The organism is Flavobacterium aquicola, from assembly GCF_003385115.1.
Taxonomy (GTDB): Bacteria; Bacteroidota; Bacteroidia; order Flavobacteriales; family Flavobacteriaceae; genus Flavobacterium; species Flavobacterium aquicola.
In genome coordinates this window covers 465,986-485,445 of record NZ_QUNI01000004.1, presented here as the reverse complement: position 1 = coordinate 485,445, position 19,460 = coordinate 465,986, and the positions used below count along the sequence as shown (strand labels likewise).

Sequence of the window (19,460 nt, the reverse complement as noted above, 5' to 3'; positions counted from 1 at the left end):
ATGAGAAAATTATTATATATATCGCTGACAACTGCTGCTGTTTTTTTAAGCTCTTGTTCCAAAGACGATTTCGCCGATGCGTACAAAAATCCGTCTACGGTTGAAACGACTACTGTCCCTAAGCAGTTTGCCGGTTTCATGAAAATTAACTTTGAGGATGTAATTCCTTCCTATTGGAATTACTTTACTGTTCTACAATCTACTTCTCTTACCTACACTCAGGGGCACGGATTTATAAACTCATCTGGTCGCTATATTCCGGGAGCCGCAACGGTTTATCGATGGAATAGATTTTATAAATTTATTGCCCAATATAGAGAGTTAGAAAAAGTAATGGCTTCTTTGCCCGCAAATACACAGACTGAAAATAGAATCTATGCCATTACTTCAACAATTTATTTGTACGATCATACTCAAAAAATGATTGATAACTATGGAGATATTCCTTTTTCTCAAGCAGGTAAAATTAGTTTAACTGGCGGTAATTATACTGAAGCATTGGCAAAGTATGATAACCAAACGGAACTATATACCCTTATGTTGGATCAATTGAAAGCTTTTTCTGCTGAATTGAATTCGATTACTTTGTCCGTTGGTGTGGCATTAGAATTCAAAAATCAGGATTTGATTAATAAAGGAGACTTGGTTAGCTGGAAAAACTACTGCAATTCTTTGCGTTTAAAAATGCTGAACAGAGTTTCTGCAGTTCCTGCTTTTGCAGCAAGAGCAAATACTGAAATGGCTGCAATCATTACTGAAGGGAAAATTGTAGATGAGAATACTGAAAATATTGCTTTCAGAGTTTATACACAAGAGACTGATTTAGATACTTCTGGATTTCATGATGCTATGGAGGGAGGAAACGATATTGCTCCAAAAGCAATGATTGATCACATGAATGCTAATAATGATCCTCGTAAACCTTGGCTGTTTGAGGCAGCACTTGCTACTCCTGGTGTTTATACAGGTCTTGATCCATTGTTGACTTCTTCGGATCAGAATCAATTAATAACTGATGCTAAAATTTCGACTTACAATCGTTCAGTTATCAGTAGAAACGATTGGTTACCAGGAACATTGATCAATGCTGCCGAGGTAAACTTGATTCTTGCGGAGTACTATTCAAGAACAGGTAATGCTGGTTCAGCAAAAACGTATTTTGAGAAAGCTATCAGACAATCAGTTGAATATTATGTAAGATTAGGTGATAAAGCTGATGATACTACTTGGAAACCAACTACAGAGCCTACAACAGCTGAAATAGATGCTTATATAGCTGCTATAAACTTTGCTGCTGCTACGACACCTGCCGATCAATTGAAGCTGATTGCTTTCCAAAAGTACATTCATTACAATGTAATGCAGGCTGATGAATCCTGGGCTGAACAAAGAAGATTGAAACTTCCTGCATTAGAATTCCGTGAAGATGAAACAAGCAGTGTGAGAAAAACACCGCCAACACGCTGGACATATCCAACTTCAGAGAGTGTTAATAATACGGTTAATTATAATGCTGTAAAAGCAAATGATAATTTAAGCACCAAAATATTCTGGGATATAAAGTAATGATAGCTGCAATAAAATTCCAATAATTAAAAAGTGCAGTTAAAGTACTAATTTAAACAGAGGTAAGATGTTATTCTTACCTCTGTTTTTAAAAAAAAATTCCAATTTTAGTTTTTACCAAAAAATAAATAATTTGTAAATACATGATAAAATTTTTCAATGCCATATTGCTGCTATTTTCTATAGTGCTTGCTGCTCAAACCAAATCTGAGGCGTATAAAATTAAATATGATAAATTTGAAAATGGAAAAAAAACAGACGGGAATACCGAAATTTATGTATATAATCAAATGGTTTTTTTATCAAAACCAACTGATAAAATACAGCAATACATCGATTTAAAAAACAATTATAATGTTAGTACTATTAAAGATGGAAATACTGTTTTCAAAAAAATAATTCCATTTGACAGCTTGCCAATTCCTAAAAAAGAAAATGATGCCCGTATGATATTGGGTTATGAATGTAAACATGTTTCTTTTTCTTATTTTTCAAATAGAATTGATGTTTGGTATACTGAAAAGGCTGCAGTAAAAGGAACTCCAAACAGTAATTATCTGCCAAATAAAAATGCACTTGTACTGGAAATGGTTTATAATGGAAATCAGACTTTGACAGCGAATTCTATAACTAAAGTTAAAAATTATAAGCCATTTATTAATTATGATGATAAGACAGTAGTAGTTGATAAGTCAGAATTTGAAGAGATACTCATTAATTCCAGATATACAAAATTGCATATTTTTGAGAATGAAAATATAAACTTCGATCCTAAGTCAATAATACCAAAAGAAAAAGACCTTATTGCAGATAAGGTTTATCATTTTTCCAACGGCAGTGTAGTTCTGAAAAAAATAAAAATTACTCACGAATTAAAAAACAGCAGTGCCATTTTTGCAAAACTAATTAGTAAATCTAATGGTGATGCGTATGACAGGACTGGTTCAGTATTCATTATTCCAGTAAAAAAAGAAGAAAACACGACTACATTATTAGATGCTTATTTACATGGATTGGAACGATTACCAATTTATGCAGATAATAAAAAAAATAAATATCAGGGAATTAAAAAAGAAGATGACTATACACCGGCAATCGAAATACTTAGGTTTTTTACGCCATTTGGAGTTAATTATTTTAATGATAAACGAAAAATAAATAATTATAACTGGGCAAAAGAAGTTGTTTATAAAGAAGATGTCACTTCTCTTATTCCTACTGATGAAGATGAAATCTGGATTGGTGTTTTTATTGGCAATTATGATGCAGGAGGCCACACAATAAGTCTGGAACTTGATGTTTATCCATTGATGAACGATAACGAAGACAGACTAAATAAGAAAAAGTACATAGTGCCTTTATTTTCAACAGTTAATACTATGGAAATGTCAGGTCAAAATTATGGAGGCCTTTTTGCTAATGATACTTTGAAAGTAAATTTTGAAATTAAGGAAGAGATACAAAATTTACAGCTTTTATACACGACAACAGGTCATGGAGGCTGGGAAAACGGAGATGAGTTTGTACCTAGGATGAATAAATTGTTTATTGATGGTCAAGAGATTTTTAAAATCATTCCCTGGCGAACTGATTGTGCAGCGTATCGATTATCTAATCCGGCTTCAGGGAATTTCTCTGATGGTTTATCTTCTAGTGATTTAAGTCGTTCTAATTGGTGTCCGGGAACATTAACCTTTCCCTATATTATTCCGTTGAAAAAGCTGCTAAAGGGCAGTCATGTGATAGAGGTAGTTATAGAACAAGGTCCAAATGAAGGTCCCAGTACAAACCATTGGAATGTTTCAGGAGTTCTGGTTGGTCAATTGAAAAATTAATTGTTTTAAAAAAATGCTTTTGTTGTTATTTTTATTGATTCAGCAATTTAATTACTGTAAATGAGAGGTAGAATAAAAACATTAAAAATCTTTAAATTTACAATAAATAATGATTTTAAAATTTAATTCTTTAATGCTGTTATTAGTTTTAGCTAGTGTTTCCTGCACTTCAACAAAGAAATTAAAAGTAAGCAGCATAACTAATGGCTTTATAACAAATCAGCCAATAACCAATAACAGCCATGCTGCAACATTAGTAGAACTTAACCCAAATCAACTGATGGCTGCTTGGTTTGGAGGAAAACATGAAGGAGCCAAAGATGTAGGGATTTATTTTTCAATTTATAAAGAAAAAAAATGGTCAGCACCGCAAAATCTAATCAAACCTGTAATAATAAGAGGAGATACTTTGCCTTGCTGGAATCCGGTACTTTTTAAGAGTAAAAGTGGAAATTTATATTTATTCTATAAAGTCGGAAGAAATCCACGAGAATGGTTTGGCGCCATGATCATTTCAAATGATAACGGAAACACCTGGAGCGCTCCCGAATATCTTCCCGATAGTATTCTTGGTCCCATCAAAAACAAGCCAATAGAAAAAACTCCGGGAGTTATTTTATGCGGAAGCAGTATAGAAAGTATTGGAGACAATAAATGGAGAGTCCACGTAGAAAAGTACACCGAAGCAGCTAAGTCTTGGGAGAAAATAGCCATTGAAAACAATAAGGAATTTGAAATTATTCAGCCAACATTTCTTGTTCATTCTCCAAATGAGATTCAGATGCTGTCCCGAAGCAGACACAATAAAATAATTTCAAGCTGGTCTGAGGATAATGGAAATACCTGGGAAAGAACAGATAGTATACATGTTGTAAATTCTAATTCAGGAATTGATGCTGTTACTTTAGCTAAAAAATCATTTTTATTAGTAAATAATCCATTGCCACAAGGGAAAGATTGGTTCAATGGGCGAAATGTATTGGATGTAGAATATTCAAAAGATGGGGTAAAATGGCAAAAGTTATTTGATCTAGAAAACCAGACTGAAGGAGAATTCAGTTATCCGGCCATTATTCAAACCAGTGAGGGTAAAATTCATATTTTGTATACTTTTAACAGAAGATATATTAAGCATGTAACATTTGAGCTGGAAAAATAAGTTTGCTATTAAAATAATTGAGTCATATAGTTAAGCAACATGAATTTAAAATTCAAGTGTCTAAAAACAAGATTTTTAATTTTTTGATACATAAGAACAAGGTTGAATAAGATGACAGTTTCAGTAATATTTAAATAATTTTGATAACTAAATCAATAAAATCAGCACTTCCGAAATGGAGGCTAACAATATAACTCAATAAAATAATTCTAAGCTTGTACAACTTATCAAAGTAAAAATTGAAAAATAAACAGAAAATAAAATTATGCAAAAATACTGTCTTACTGTAGATTTAAAAGATGATCCCAATTTAATTAACCAATATATAGCACTGCATCAGGAAATTTGGCCGGAAATTACTCAAAGCATTAAAGATGCTGGAATTATTAATCTTGAAATCTATAATGTTGGAAATCGCTTATTTATGATTATAGAAACAGATTCCGATTTTTCTTTTGAAAAAAAATCAAAATTGGACACTGCAAATTTAAAAGTTCAGGAATGGGAAACGTTGATGTGGAAATTTCAAAAAGCCTTACCAGATTCAAAACCAGGAGAAAAATGGATATTGATGGCTAAAATTTTTGAACTTAATTAATTTTGAAATTTATAAAAAAGAAATGATGTTATTTTTAAGAAACTTAAAATTTAAAGTCTTTTTCATTGGAGTACTATTTTTTAATATTACTAGCAGTGCGCAGGAGGGAATTAATGCCGAAATTTTTTACAAACACGATAAATATCTTTCTTCTGATAAAATGGAAGGTCGTTTTCCAGGTACAAAAGGGAATAATGATGCAGCTTCTTACATTAAAAAATATTTTAAAAAGTTTGGGTTAAAAAAATTTAACCAAAATTACTATCAACCTTTTAACCTATTTGTAAAAGAAGGAATTAATAAAGTGAACTCAGATAGTGTTACAACTCAAAATGTTGTCGGATATATCGAAGGATCAGATGAGAAACTTAAAAATGAATTTATAGTAATAGGAGCTCATTATGATCACTGGGGATGGGGAGGGCAAAACTCAGGCAGTAAAAAGAAAGAAGCTTTCGCTATTCATAACGGAGCAGATGATAATGCTTCCGGAGTTTCGGCATTGCTGTGTATACTGCAGGAATTATCAAGAGCTACTGTGAAACCCAAAAGGAGTATCATTTTTATTTCTTTTAGTGGTGAAGAGGAAGGATTGCTTGGTTCTAAATATTTTGTTTCGCATTTGCCGGTTAAAAAGGACGTTGTAAAAGTAATGCTCAACATGGATATGGTTGGAAGACTAAATGAGGAGAAGCAAATTTATATGGGAGGAGCTGGAACTTTTCCAAATGGAGTAGAATTGATGATGAAATTAGGCGAAGGCAGTACTCTTAATCCAGTTATACACGCTGGTGATGTTGGAGGATCTGATCATGTTTCATTTTATAAATCTTCGATAGCTGCAGTGGGATTTCATACAGGAGGCCATCCGCAATATCATACACCTGAAGATGATATTGATTTAATAAATATAAAGGGAGGTGCTTTGGTATCTCAATATATTTACAATGCTTTAGTGACAATTGCAAATGATCCGCAGCAACTATATTTTATTAATCAGGATAAAATAAATTAAGTTAATATTCACTATCAATATATATATATATATATATATTGATTTTGTGAAATAGAAATAAAAAGAATTTATCTTAATTTTTTCTTCATCATATATGCGACAGAATTTTTTTGTGGCTTTGTCGCATCTGTGCAAGTTATTATCTTAGATTCAAAAAATATTAAATGAATACCAAAGGTCATTGTTATCCGAAAGCTATTCTTCAGGCGGTCTATTTCAAATTAAGGTTTACATTGAGTTATAGGGATGTTGTGGAAATACTGAAAATGCGTGGAATATATTTCTAACATAATTCAATTTTTTAAGTTAATAAATATAGAATTATGTCGCTCTTTAGTCAAGTCGTTAACCTGTTTTACATGTTGTAAATCAGTTGTTTAATTGCTTTTATATGGCAAAATTGGGGCACTTTTTACTCCAGTTGCAAAATGCCACGAAACTGCCATATAAATTTGGAGTACTTTTGAAAATTTTGATAGTTGCAGGAAAAATAAAAAAGCCTGCAAATTCAAAAATTTGCAGGCTTTTAAAGGATTTCGAGACATTTTGTATGTTTTGTCAACTTTGTAAAGTTGGCTTTAAACCGTCCCAGTGGAATCGCCGGGAATCGAACATAAGCTCAAAACCCGCTTTATTACTGGTGTTTTACTTTGAAAAAGATCTGGTGTGCCACGATTTTGCCAGAAATTCTAAGGGTCTCGGAATCTTTATAATTTTATATTTTCCTGCACTAACAGATGACTTTATAAGAACGGCATAATTCATAATGATTGCTACAAAAGTAAACATTATTTTGGAATTATAAACTTACCGATAAGTGGTTTGTGTATTAAAATCAAATTTGAGATTTGTAGTATTCAATGTGTTGTGCCTACTTCAGAATAAATCCTAGAATAGGTTCTCCGACATATAGATATAACTTGTGCTATATAATTTTGATTGCAGGTTTATGCGATAAAAACCTTATTACTCTTTATAAGGCTTTATTGTTATTTCTACTTCACTTCGATATCCAGGATGGTAGGATGGGATGTAATTTATGTACCCCATTTTCTGTAACTCTTTAAAGTATTTATGGTAGGTTGGTAGGGTACGGATATGTGAAAGCGACATTATTTTACTGCGACTTACTTTGATTGTCTTTGTGTGACCCTGTCTATATCCGAGACAAAGAATTGCACTCAAAAGTGCAAAGTGCCAAACATTAAGGCTTTGATCCTCTTCCAAAATTGAGAGGTAATTATAAAGCTTTTTCAGTTTCATATTATTTTATATCGTTGAACAGATTCATTAAATCTGATTTGTTATAATAATATGATCCTAAAACTTTTTTGAAGCGCACTTTTTTCGTTATCCTGAGATTCTGTAACGATGCAGCAGACATATCCATCAATTTTCTGACAACGTGACTTTTAAGCCATTCTGGATTTAAGTTGTTGTTTTCTTTATTTTGGTTGGTCTCTATAATTTGTTTGAACTGCTCCACTAGCAATAGACCAAATTGTTTTAAATCATCTTTAGTTATATTGTCGTTCATTTTTGTGCCTACTATCTTTTAATATTAAGTAATGATCTAAGATATAATGCAATCTTTTTCGTTGCTTTGAAGTGGTACTTTGAGGTACTGGTAGGCATTCAAAGGCTTGTGGAGAATATTAAAATGCTTAAAAAGAATCTGTCTTTGCTTTATAAATTAAGTTTTTTGAATCGCCCTCACTCTGTTTCCTCACTCTTTTTTGTCACCTTAAAATTTAGAAATTAATTTATTCTGAAAAAAGAACAATACATTACTGCGTCACAAAATGGCAGACAAATAAATTATCTTTGACAAAAAAAATTGAAGTCATTATGTCAAAGCTAATCTATTTTAAGAGGTATTTATACATCATAGACCGTCTAAGAAGCCGTCCTAGCAATTTTACAGAATTGCAGGAATATGTAATTCGTAAACTTGAAAATGAGGATATCGACACCAATTTTGAATATGCCATTCGTACTTTTGAGCGTGACAAAAAAGATATTTTGACCCTTTTTGGAATTTCCATAGAATACAACCGAAAAGACAAAACTTATAACATTGACGAGGAAGAAATTGAAGACCAGTCGGTAACCCGAATGATAGATGCTTTTTCTATCCATCACGCACTGCAGGAGGGAAATAAATTATCGCCAAGCGTTTTTTTGGAGAAACGGAAATCATTGGGAACAGAACACATACACGGAATTATTCACGCCATTCAGAATGCTTATATCCTAAAATTTACCCACAAAAAACATTGGGAAGACTCCATTACCCAACGAGAGGTAAAACCCATAGCCATCAAGGAATCACAGCAAAGATGGTACTTGATTGCCTTGGACAAAAAAGACGAAAAAATCAAAACATTTGGATTAGACAGAATATCCAGTTTGATCATAACCGATACAAAATTCAAACCTATTCCATACAATGTAGAAAAAGCCTTCCAACACGCTTTCGGAGTGGAAACCTACGAAGCTGAAGTGAAAATTGTTTTGGAATTTTCGTGGCAACAAGGCAATTATATAAAAAGTTTTCCATTGCACGAATCCCAACGTATTTTAGAAGATAATGCGGACAGGGTTTTGATTGAGATCTACATTCATCCTACCAACGACATTATTATGGAACTCTTGAAGCACGGATCCAATGTAAAAGTAGTTTCTCCAATTTCGCTTCAAAACGAGATGAAGAGCAGGATTTTAGGAATGGCAAAATTATATCAATAATGGAGTCCTTTACTGCAATAGATTTTGAAACCGCACAAGGTTATCGCTGGAGTATCTGTCAGGTTGGTTTGGTTCGGGTAGAGAATGGAATCATTACTAAAGAAATTAATTTATTGGTTAAACCTCCCGATAATTATTATTGGAGCCGTTTTACAGACATTCACGGCATTTCCGCCAAAGACACGATAGACATACCTACATTCGACAAAATTTGGCATCAAATTGCACCTTACATCGAAAATCAGAGCGTAGTGGCACACAACGGCTTTGGTTTTGATTTTCCGGTTTTAAACAAAACTTTGAAATATTATGGGATTGAAGTACCGGAATACAATAAATTTTGCACGTATAAAATTTATAAGTCCAATTTGGCTAACTTGTGCGAAAAATACGCAATAGAACTAAATCATCACGATGCGTTGAGCGATGCTAGGGCTTGTGGGGAGTTGTATTTAATGAAATTAAAAAAGGAGAGATAATGGATAATAAATTAACAATTAAAAAATATTTGAAAAAAGGTAAATTCGTGATTCCTAATTATCAAAGAGGGTTTAAATGGGGAGAACCAAACAATGATCATTTAAAGGAGTGTTCAGTAGGCTTTTTTTGTGACAGTTTAATAAAAGCGTTTAAAAGGAATGATGAAGAGTATTTTATTGAAGCAATCACAGCTGTTGAAGATGACAATAGAATTATTTTAGTTGATGGGCAACAAAGAACAACTACTCTGTTTTTAATTTTCATTGCATTAGAACAAATTGAATATTTGAAATCAATCCAATTTAAATTAGTTTATGATGTGCGAAAAGATTCAGATAATTTCTTGAATAACCTGCTTTTGGGAGATTCTGAAAAAACTATCATTGAAGATGAAAATACTCAGGATATTCACTATTTTACGACAGCTTTAAAAAAAATTAGAGAAAAATTCAAAAAATTAGAGGAAGAAAGAAAGATTGGAGATTTTGTAAAATTCTTAAATGATAAAGTTTGGTTGTTATACAATGTGATTGAAGAAACAAAGGCGATTACAACTTTTATTTCTTTAAACGGATTAAAAGCTGTAATGAAGGATGAAGAATTAATCAAATCAGACTTGTTAATTAAATCCTCCCGCTATAATAAACCAGAGAGTAACTCTAAAGAAGAATTAATTGGTTTTGAATGGAAAATCAATGAAGACAGAAGTAGATTGGCACATAACTGGGATAAATGGTTATATTGGTGGAATCGGGAAGATGTGAAAAAATATTTTGGCACAGAAAATAGACATCCATTGTATTTTTTATTGGTTACATATTGGAATAGTGAAAATTCAGATGAAAATAAGAAATTTGATTTTGATAATTTTAAATCAAAATTTATAAAGGATAACGTTAGCGCAAAAAACACTTTCGAAAAATTGCGAAAACTACAGAAGTCTTTTGAAGATACATACAACAATCCAATCTCTTTTAATTACTTAGGGATTGCTTTAAAAACAACAACTGAAAAAGAAAAGACAATTGCTTATTTTTTAAATGAAAAAGATGAAAAAAAGCGAGAAGAGTATACCTTATTTGTTTTGGTTAATTCAACACATCTTGAAAGTATTAATAAGACAAAAGAAAAAGACCAAGATGTCGAAATAAGGATTCTAAAGGCTAAAGGAGCTATTAATTTAGTTAATGAGAAGTTTGTATATAATAGTGCCGGAAATGAATTTGCTTTTAGGTTTTTATTACTACTAAATGTTATTGAAGATAATAAATTAAATAGAAAATTTAATTTTAATATATGGAATGAACGATCATTAGAACATATTCATCCTAAATCTAAAGCATATTATAAAGATGGAGGGAATTTCAAAGATGGAAATAATAACGATTTAGGTTCGTCTAAACCTAATGGTAAAGAGTGGCTAAATCGTGACGAAATCAATGAAAATGGTTCTGAACACTGCATAGGTAATTTGGTTCTTCTTTACGGAAAAAACAACTCTTCTTTTGGAGCTAAAACATTTGAGGAAAAAAAACAAACTTACTTTGAAACAAGTAGCGATTTGAAATTTGAAAGTAGAGGTTTATTACATACTTTTTCAATATTTGCATCAAGCGAATGGAATGCAGAAAGAATTGCAGGAAATAAAATAAAAATTATTAAAAATCTTGAAAATATTTACAATGGGTTCTATTAAAAATGGCGAGTATTCTATAAAGGAATTGTTTTGTACAGATTATAGAAAAATTATAATTCCTGATTTTCAAAGAGATTATTGTTGGGGAAATAAACATTATGGGGAGAAAAAAGACATTAACATAGTTGCGGGTTTTATAGACACTTTATTGGAAGAAAAAAATAAAGGAAAAACAATATTAGGAAAAATTGACGTTTACGAGAATCCAAAAAACCATATTTATCTTACGGATGGTCAACAACGGCTTACGACAATTTATCTATTAATTGGAATGTTATACAGAAAAGCCAGTGCAGAACAAAAAATAGAATTGAAAAAATGTTTACTTTCTGAATTTGAAGAAAAAGATGATAAAGAGCCTTATTTACAATATTCGATAAGGGAAAGCAGTGTTTTTTTCTTGAGAGATTTGGTAAATGAGTTCTTTATTGGAAATACAGATTTGCAAGTAAAAGATATTGAAAAACAACCGTGGCATTTTGATGAATATTCTTTAGATCCAACTATTCAAAGTTTCAAAGAAGCATTAAATACAATTGAAGATAAATTAAAAAACAGGAAAGAAAATGAGATTGATATTTTTTCCAAATTTATATTGGAAGACATAAAGATTCAATATCACGATGTAAGTGACAGAAAACACGGAGAAGAAAGATTTGTAATTATCAATACAACCGGTAAAGGATTGACTACAACGGAAAATATTAAACCAATTTTTTTAGGAACGGTTGAAAATGTTTGTTTTGCAGAACAATGGGAAGAGCGTGAAACCTTTTTTTGGAAAAACAGAATAAAAGAGAAAGAATCTACTGCGGATAATGGCGTGAACGATTTTATGACTTGGTGTTTTCAGATTATCGAAATACAAGAAGAAATAGATTTAGTCAAAATAACTAAAAGGATTTTGAAAGACAATGAAAATGAAAAGATATTGTTTAAAATTAATGATTTATTTGAAGCATATAAAAAACTTTTAGGATTAATTGAATCTTCAAAAATTCAAAAGCAATTGAATTTTATTAATGGAGGAGCTGTGTATAATATTCGTTTGTTGACTAAGGATAGAATAAATGAAATTATCTTGCCCTTGCTTTTATTTATAACAGAAATTAGCGATGAAAAAACTGATGTTTACCAGTTTTTGCGTAGGCTTCGCAAAAATTATTTTGATAAAAAATGGGAAGAAAGAAAACAAAATTATACTGACTGGAGATACATAATACAACTAATAGATAAATCAAAAAACATTGAAGATTTATTGAGCTTTAAGGACGTTTTTAACTTTAAAGATATTCCGAATGTTCCTAACAATATAAAAAATTGGTTTAACATAGAAGAGCAATTAAAAGCGAATCTGAAGATTCTAAATGAAGAATTGATTGAAAAAATAGAAGATCACCAAGATTTTATGGGAGATTTGAGTTTTTTCTTGTTTAAAGTTCATAAAATAGAAACAGAAATCAGTTGTGCCGATATAAGAAAGTACTTCGATAATTATAAAGACACAATCGATCGAATTAGAAAAAAGTATATTGAAGAAAAACCAATTTTAACAAATTACCTCAGATTACTTTTAATAATGAATAATTGTAATGAAGTCGGGCATATTCGGAGGGCTTCATGGGAATTTGAAGGGGTTTTATTTTCACTAATCAATAACAGAAACCATTTAAATACAGAGGATTTTAAAGAATTATGTTCTTTAGATAATAATGAGAGAATATTAATTGATTTTTGTAAGAATAAAATTTTTGGTAAAGCTGAAAATGATGAAATTTTTAAATTAGACGAATTCTCTACTGAAAAATTTATTAAAGGTTGGTTAATCCTAAAAGTTGTTAATGCAGAAAATGAAAATGTTTGCCTTGCTTTTTATGATGGTAATGAAACGGGGGTCTCTGCTTACGTAGATAAAAATTCAAATCGTTTGATTACAACTGAGGATTTTTCATGGGGCAATTCAATTTGCGGATTTGGAGTAAGAAGTGGCTTTGGCTCTGGAAATTATGTTCATTATACCAATAATGACTTTTGGCTTAATCCAAAAATAATTGATACTCCGTTTTCGGAAATTGCTTTTGATAAAAAAAACAGAACAAAAGAGCAGATTAAAAAAAACAATGAAAAAATTTCTGAGCTAATTGAAATTATATATAATCGGCATGAATTATCAAAAAATGACACTGAAAAAAAAGTTTATAACGATATTGGTTCACTTAATTTGCGTTAAATCCGATATTGTTGAATTATTAAAAAAATAGAAATATTACTACTTTTAAAATTAAGGAGATTTAAATTAAATCCTAAAACGACACACTCCGGCAGTGTGTCGTTTTATTTTTGGGCATAAACTAATATTATGATCCATACTATTGAAGAATTAATTATCGTGATTAACAATTTTGAAATAAAAATCAGGCAATATGAAATCAATCTTGCCTGTTTTTATCAAAGTTATGATGAGAGGGAGAGATTAGAACAAAGGAAAAAAGTTCTTAAAAAACAAATTGAACATTACATTCAAGAGTTTAAAGAAAAAACAAAAAACAATCATTTGGAAACCCGATTATATGCCAATCGGTTGGCTGTTTTAGAAAAAAAGTTTCAAATACAGCCAAGAATTATGAGCGCAAATTTGTTTTGTTTGAATGTTCTGAAAGAAAGACATTCTATTATAGAAAAGGATAAAAGTTTTTTCTCAAAAATAAACCAAAATCAAGAGGTCAAAATATGTGAAGATGAATTGCAAATGATCGAAATTCAATCGCAAAATTTACTAAAAGAGTTTTTTGAAAGTATGAATACATTTCCAGAGTACATCGACAAAGAAATGAAACTTCAATTCAGCACATTGCTATGCTATTATGGCTGGGGTTTTGCTGAAAAGAAAATAGCTTTGGATAAAAGACAAATTGAATTAGAAAATCGCCTTAAACTGCTTGAAAAAAAATCAAACGGCATTTGGGCATTGTTTAATTATAAGCTAGTTAAAAATAGTAAGACTGAAATAAAGAAAATAAAAAAAGAGCTACTGGAAATCAAATTAGAGAACTCAAAAAACATCGATTATTATTTAAATAAAAATATAAGTTATAAATCCTCCAAGGACATATGACTGTAGTGTTTCGTTTTAGATTACAAACTAATACCATTACCACTAAAATTGGATTTTAGCACTGTCCTGTTTTGGCAGAGCCAACACTTTTCTTTGTCAAACAAAGGGGAAGCCGAAAACCAAAATAGAGTAAGCACAATATAAATCAAACTTATGGCATTATTTTTAATCACGGTAAAACAAAATCATTATACAAACGGAATCCGTCTGGAAAAAGGAATGACTGTTGAGGTTGCATCCAAATATTCCAATCCGATAACGATCAATGGAGGTCACGAAGTTGTTGATGCTTTTATGCGAAAATATGGAATCGACATCAAAAAAAATTGTGGCTTATCATCCTCTTATCTGGATTTGAAAAAAATAAGTTAGGAAATTATGGGCTGTCTAAATAGACAGCTTTTTTGCATATGGAAGAAGAGGCATTGTGTTATAAATAATGTAAATTCCAATCTTCCAGAATTAGACCCAGCTAGGATTTATTCGATTCAGGTCAGGCTTTACGGATTTCCGTAATGAAGTTTAGGCTTTAATTAGGTTATTTGATGTAATCTTTTGTCTGAGAAGCCTAAAAATTTCGAATAAGAAAATGAAAATTAACAGCTGTTAATACAAATAAAAATCATTTTTTACGGGAGAGAAACATTCTGGGAAGTTTTATAATAATCCTAATATTTATGTTGAAAACTTAGAAGAATTTGTGTTAAAAAAAGAGGTAAATTGCAAAACCAGCTTAAAAAAATATACAAATGGCAGATTCAGTTTTAGCTATCCAGAAAGGATTCGAATTTCAGGCAAAGTTCTTTTGGTATAAGGCCTGTTCTTTATATCGTCCAGGTTCAACAGCTGTAGAAATAACTTATGAAGCTGAGAGCGTTCCCGGATTTGATGATGTAACCATTTCATTTGATCCACCGCGATTAAGCACGTATGGCTACAGCGTCAGCAGAGAATGTTACCAGGTAAAGTTTCATGTAGACCATTCTAGGGCATTCGACGTAGATGCTCTTACTGATCCCACCTTTATTGGAGCTGTTTCTGAATCACTGCTTCAGAAACTGTATAAAAACTTTCAGGCTTCTGAGGAAGATTATGCTACAACTAATTATTATATCATAAATACGTGGGGAGTGGATCGAAATGATGATTTAAATTACCTGCTAAACAATGAAGGAGCGATAATCTTTAAAAGGCTGTTTGACGGTACCACAGACCGATCAAAAATGGGTAAAATCAGAAAAAAATGGAAGGAACATCTTGGCCTGTCAGATGATGAATTAAAGAAGGTGCTCAGGCAGCTGAGAATTTGCGCCAATTCACCTTCTGGAGAATTTTTTGATGAAACTTTAAGTTATGGACTGTCAGCGGTAAATCTTAAACCTCTTTATGATGATAAGCGTACTAATCCGTATTCGTCATTAATTGTCCGGTTGCATGAAGAAAAATCAAACAGGCTCCATAAAGACAATTTATATGCGATATTGGAACAGGAAGATTTGTGGGTTACCACTACTACCAATAAAAAGGCCGAAGCATCTGCAGGAATACGAACTTTTAGAAAAGGTGCGGAAAATCTGGGTTTGGAAACAGATAAATTTTTATGTTTATTGAAACATTTTGAATCACGATATATTCTGGATGAGTCATTGTGGCAGGGAGAAGTGCTGCCTGCTGTGCAGGCATTTTCGCAGGAACTAATTAATTTAGAAAAACCGATTATTTTGCATTTGGATACTCATATATCAACCGCATTTGCAATTGGTTATTACATAGGAAACAAGTCAGGCACTGAGATAACAATTGTGCAAAAATCTCCGAAAGGACGTGCTTTGTGGAAACCTAAACTAACAGCTTCGGGAGAAGAGACAGAGCAGTGGGACTTTTCAGAGATTTCTGTTAATTCTGACGGAGATGATTTAGCCCTCTCGATCAGCATTACCAATGACATATCGGTTGAAGTGGATCTGTTTATCCGTTCGCAATTAACTACTGTTGTTTCCGTATTGCATGCCAAAGCAATTTCTGGCTGCGGTTTTAGTGCCATTAAGGATGCTGATCATATACTGCAGTATATCGTATATTTAAATAGAAAAATTCGTGCATGGAGGATTGCCAATGGAACCCAGAAAAAAATCCACATCTTTATCTCAGCGCCTAATTCATTTAATTTCTTTCTTGGCCAGCATGGTTCGGGTTATGGCAGGATTTCTCTTTATGAATATGATTTTGAAGGTATTCGTACTGGAACTTATGTGCAATCTCTTAATTTACCTTAAATAATACATGGGAAATATAAACAGTTACTTTACAGATTTTTTGAGCGGTATCAGGTTAACGCAGACTCAGAAAGATGATGCCAAACGAGGACATACCACTTTGCGAAACAGGCTGCTGGCAGACGATGATTTAAAAGATATCATCGTTACAACATTTCTTCAGGGAAGCTACAGAAGATCAACAGCTGTACGTCCAAACGGAGAAAAGAGAGCAGATGTTGATGTGATTGTTGTTACTACCCTTGACCAGAGTAATACATCACCAGAAGAAGCATTAGAGAAATTCGAACCGTTTGCAGAGAAGCATTACAAAGGAAAATGGGTTAAGCAGGGCAGGTCTATAGGGATTTCGCTGTCATATGTCGACTTAGATATTGTGGTTACTTCTGCACCCTCTGAGGTTGACAAGAGCGGTCTTCGCTCAAAGAGCGTGACTACAGATTTAACCTTAGAAGATTTAATGACAACTTCTTATGACTGGAGACTTTCGAAGGGATGGAATGAGCCTGACATGATGAAGGCGGTCAATTACTTGTCTGAGTCTGTACGTGCGGAAGCCGAATGGAAACTGCAGCCACTTTGGATACCGGATCGTGATGCTGATATTTGGGAGGAAACACATCCACTGGAGCAGATCAGATGGACACGTGATAAAAACAAATCAACAAACGGTTATTACGTTAACATAGTTAAGGCATTTAAGTGGTGGAGAACACTAAGGATTACGGATTTGAAATATCCTAAAGGCTATCCAATTGAGCATATGCTGGGTGACTGCTGTCCTGACGGTGTCACAAGTATGGCAGAGGGAGTTATGCTTACGTTTGAAAATTTTGTTGATACGTTCTCTACAAACAGGTCATTGGGAATTGTACCGGAGTTTCCTGACAGAGGCGTTCCTTCGCATAACGTCTGGCATAGAATCACTTCTGACGATTTCAAAACGTTTTACGACCATATGAAAAATTATGCGGAGAAAGCGAGGGAGGCATACGATGAAAAGTCCTTGAGGAAAGCCACAGAGAAATGGCAGGAAATATTTGGTCCAAAATTTCCATTAGCACCCGATGACGATGATGATGGGGGTACTAAAAATTCAGGTCCAACCAGCTTTACCCCGAGATCTGGAATAACGGAACCGGAATCATCAAGATTTGCTTAAATGGAAGAACCATCTGAAATTATTGTGCAGGGCAGGCGATTTTGTGACAGCATTGATTCTTACACTTTACTTGAGGACCTGACATGGTCAGCCTCTGAAAAAAAATGGGTGCTTAAGTTCGCGCTTTCCGGAAATTTTCCACCGACCGATAAAGTGCCGGCTGAAACAGTTTGGTATGCGCTGATATCAAAAAACTATCCTTACGGATCATTGAATATTTATCCCGCAGCTAAAGGAGGCATAGAATCCACTTTTCCTCACATGAATCTTAATCGAGATACGGGGAAATCATGGCGGTCAGGAGATATCTGTATTAAAACACAATACGGAGCATGGAAGAGTTCGTATTTTAACAAGGAGCCTTTTGATGCGTACCGTCTGCAATGGTGCATCAAAAGGAGCTTATTGTGGATCAAGGCAGCAGCTGAAGGCACCCTCCAGGCTGAGGGTGATCCTTTTGAATTTCCGCATATCCCACTGGAGAGTAAAATTATTACACGCTGGATTTTTGCTGAAAGTCCTGAGATGTTTCAAAATTGGCAGACTTCGGGACATACGGGGATTCTTGAATTTTATAAACCTGCGATTAATACTAATTTAGCAGTAGTTTTGAATTATAGTGATGATAATGGATCTAATCTTAGATATGAATGGGGAAGCCTGCTTGCTAATGCAAAAGATAACAGAGAGCCCGCATTTTGGTTCAGGGTTCCTGAAATACCGGTTATTGAACCCTGGCAGATTCCATTGACGTGGGGTGAGCTTTTTACATTATTTGAAAGGAAGGGCTGGCCATTAAGATCATTTCTGGTAGATAAGTTGGTTAGCGGCAAACTTCTTGACAAAACAAAATATCTTTCTATCGGATTTCCAGTAGCACCATTTTTCGGACAGCAGCCTGAAAGGATGCATTGGTATGCATTGCGGCTTCCTGGTTCACAAAAATCGCTCACTGGGTACAGAGTAAATACCGGAGAGTGGAGAAAAGCACAGTTTTCAAGAATTTATGCAGGCCATCAGTCTATTAAATGGCTGAATTCAGAAAACTGGATAAAGGATCAGATAACTGCTCGCGGATCGGCTGATGAACAGTTAGCGGATTTTAAAATATGTGTTATAGGTGCAGGTGCAGTCGGCTCGTATCTGACTGAATTGTTGGTAAGAATGGGCTGCAGCAGGTTGATAATAGTGGATGATGACGGTGCTTCGGCGGGTAATTTTTCAAGACATACCCTTGATATGAAGTCCGTGGCAAGGTATAAATCAGATGAAGTTGCCATGAAAGCAAACCAGATTTTTCCATTTATAAAAGCGCAGTCAAGTATATATACAATTGAAAAAGTTCTTGACAAAGAACCTGAATTTCTGAACCAGTTTGATCTCGTCTTGGACTGTACAGCGGAAGATGGTGTGTTAAGACTCTTATCGGAACACTGCACAGGGGAGAAGCAAATTGTATTTTCTGTTTCACTTGGAATTGAAGCGCAGAGTCTGCTGGCATTTATGAAGCGCAGTCCGCTACAGAATCTGTTTTCAGAGTTTAAGGATAAAACCAAAAACTGGTCATTAGACCAAAAACAGAAATTTCCAAATCCGCAGTTTCCCCTGGAGGGCATAGGCTGCTGGCATCCAGTTTTTCCAGCAAGAATTGATGACATTCAAAGCCTTGCTGCCTGCACTATTCGCCAGCTGGAAATGTTTTTAAAATCAAATGACCAGTCAAAATTAGTCATAATGGAGCGTGATGATAATTATAACATATCAATTGAAAGTGTAATATGATTTTTATATTAAAAAGCACTGGGATAAA

The 19,460-nt window shown here is 33.1% G+C and carries 16 protein-coding genes; 15 read left to right on the top strand and 1 reads right to left on the bottom strand.

Annotated features, from left to right (window positions below; translation table 11 throughout):
* From C8P67_RS09680 to C8P67_RS21955, 6 genes are all read left to right on the top strand, one after another.
* Nucleotides 1-1,566, top strand: coding sequence for a SusD/RagB family nutrient-binding outer membrane lipoprotein (locus C8P67_RS09680; RefSeq protein WP_115812744.1), 1,566 nt, complete (start codon nucleotides 1-3; stop codon nucleotides 1,564-1,566).
* A gap of 143 nt (nucleotides 1,567-1,709) precedes the next feature.
* A complete protein-coding gene (locus C8P67_RS09675; protein WP_115812742.1) occupies nucleotides 1,710-3,401 on the top strand; it encodes a PNGase F N-terminal domain-containing protein in 1,692 nt (563 codons plus the stop codon).
* A 133-nt stretch (nucleotides 3,402-3,534) separates the two neighbouring features.
* Nucleotides 3,535-4,560, top strand: coding sequence for a sialidase family protein (locus C8P67_RS09670; protein ID WP_245980414.1), 1,026 nt, complete (start codon nucleotides 3,535-3,537; stop codon nucleotides 4,558-4,560).
* Between the two features lie 265 nt (nucleotides 4,561-4,825).
* Nucleotides 4,826-5,158 (top strand): L-rhamnose mutarotase, encoded by a 333-nt coding sequence (locus C8P67_RS09665; protein ID WP_115812738.1) that lies wholly within the window; start codon nucleotides 4,826-4,828, stop codon nucleotides 5,156-5,158.
* A gap of 22 nt (nucleotides 5,159-5,180) precedes the next feature.
* Complete coding sequence (locus C8P67_RS09660; RefSeq protein WP_245980413.1) at nucleotides 5,181-6,173, top strand: M20/M25/M40 family metallo-hydrolase; 993 nt, start codon at nucleotides 5,181-5,183, stop codon at nucleotides 6,171-6,173.
* A gap of 391 nt (nucleotides 6,174-6,564) precedes the next feature.
* Nucleotides 6,565-6,933, top strand: a complete 369-nt coding sequence (locus C8P67_RS21955; RefSeq protein WP_147298217.1) for a hypothetical protein — start codon at nucleotides 6,565-6,567, stop codon at nucleotides 6,931-6,933.
* Nucleotides 6,934-7,437: 504 nt separating this feature from the next.
* Here the strand turns inward: C8P67_RS21955 and C8P67_RS09645 are convergent.
* Nucleotides 7,438-7,710: a DNA-binding protein gene (locus C8P67_RS09645; RefSeq protein WP_115812734.1), complete on the bottom strand. Its 273-nt coding sequence runs from the start codon at nucleotides 7,708-7,710 to the stop codon at nucleotides 7,438-7,440.
* A gap of 311 nt (nucleotides 7,711-8,021) precedes the next feature.
* Here C8P67_RS09645 and C8P67_RS09640 point away from each other — a divergent pair, with 311 nt between their 5' ends.
* From C8P67_RS09640 to C8P67_RS09600, 9 genes are all read left to right on the top strand, one after another.
* On the top strand, nucleotides 8,022-8,921 hold the full coding sequence (locus C8P67_RS09640; RefSeq protein ID WP_077370424.1) for a helix-turn-helix transcriptional regulator: 900 nt from the start codon (nucleotides 8,022-8,024) through the stop codon (nucleotides 8,919-8,921).
* Entirely contained in the window at nucleotides 8,921-9,400 is a 480-nt protein-coding gene (locus C8P67_RS09635) for a 3'-5' exonuclease (protein ID WP_115812732.1), read from the top strand. Before C8P67_RS09640 ends, C8P67_RS09635 begins: the two co-directional genes overlap by 1 nt.
* Nucleotides 9,400-11,097 (top strand): DUF262 domain-containing protein, encoded by a 1,698-nt coding sequence (locus C8P67_RS09630; RefSeq protein WP_115812730.1) that lies wholly within the window; start codon nucleotides 9,400-9,402, stop codon nucleotides 11,095-11,097. Before C8P67_RS09635 ends, C8P67_RS09630 begins: the two co-directional genes overlap by 1 nt.
* Entirely contained in the window at nucleotides 11,084-13,327 is a 2,244-nt protein-coding gene (locus tag C8P67_RS09625) for a DUF262 domain-containing protein (RefSeq protein ID WP_115812728.1), read from the top strand. The genes C8P67_RS09630 and C8P67_RS09625 overlap by 14 nt, the downstream gene beginning before the upstream one ends.
* Before the next feature lie 129 nt (nucleotides 13,328-13,456).
* Complete coding sequence (locus C8P67_RS09620; protein WP_115812726.1) at nucleotides 13,457-14,212, top strand: hypothetical protein; 756 nt, start codon at nucleotides 13,457-13,459, stop codon at nucleotides 14,210-14,212.
* A 153-nt stretch (nucleotides 14,213-14,365) separates the two neighbouring features.
* Nucleotides 14,366-14,584: a DUF6140 family protein gene (locus tag C8P67_RS09615; protein WP_115812724.1), complete on the top strand. Its 219-nt coding sequence runs from the start codon at nucleotides 14,366-14,368 to the stop codon at nucleotides 14,582-14,584.
* Between the two features lie 377 nt (nucleotides 14,585-14,961).
* Complete coding sequence (locus C8P67_RS09610) at nucleotides 14,962-16,488, top strand: SAVED domain-containing protein (protein WP_115812722.1); 1,527 nt, start codon at nucleotides 14,962-14,964, stop codon at nucleotides 16,486-16,488.
* Nucleotides 16,489-16,495: 7 nt separating this feature from the next.
* Nucleotides 16,496-17,650: an SMODS domain-containing nucleotidyltransferase gene (locus tag C8P67_RS09605; protein WP_115812720.1), complete on the top strand. Its 1,155-nt coding sequence runs from the start codon at nucleotides 16,496-16,498 to the stop codon at nucleotides 17,648-17,650.
* On the top strand, nucleotides 17,651-19,432 hold the full coding sequence (locus C8P67_RS09600) for a HesA/MoeB/ThiF family protein (protein ID WP_115812718.1): 1,782 nt from the start codon (nucleotides 17,651-17,653) through the stop codon (nucleotides 19,430-19,432). It abuts the gene before it with no gap.
* Nucleotides 19,433-19,460: the final 28 nt, after the last annotated feature.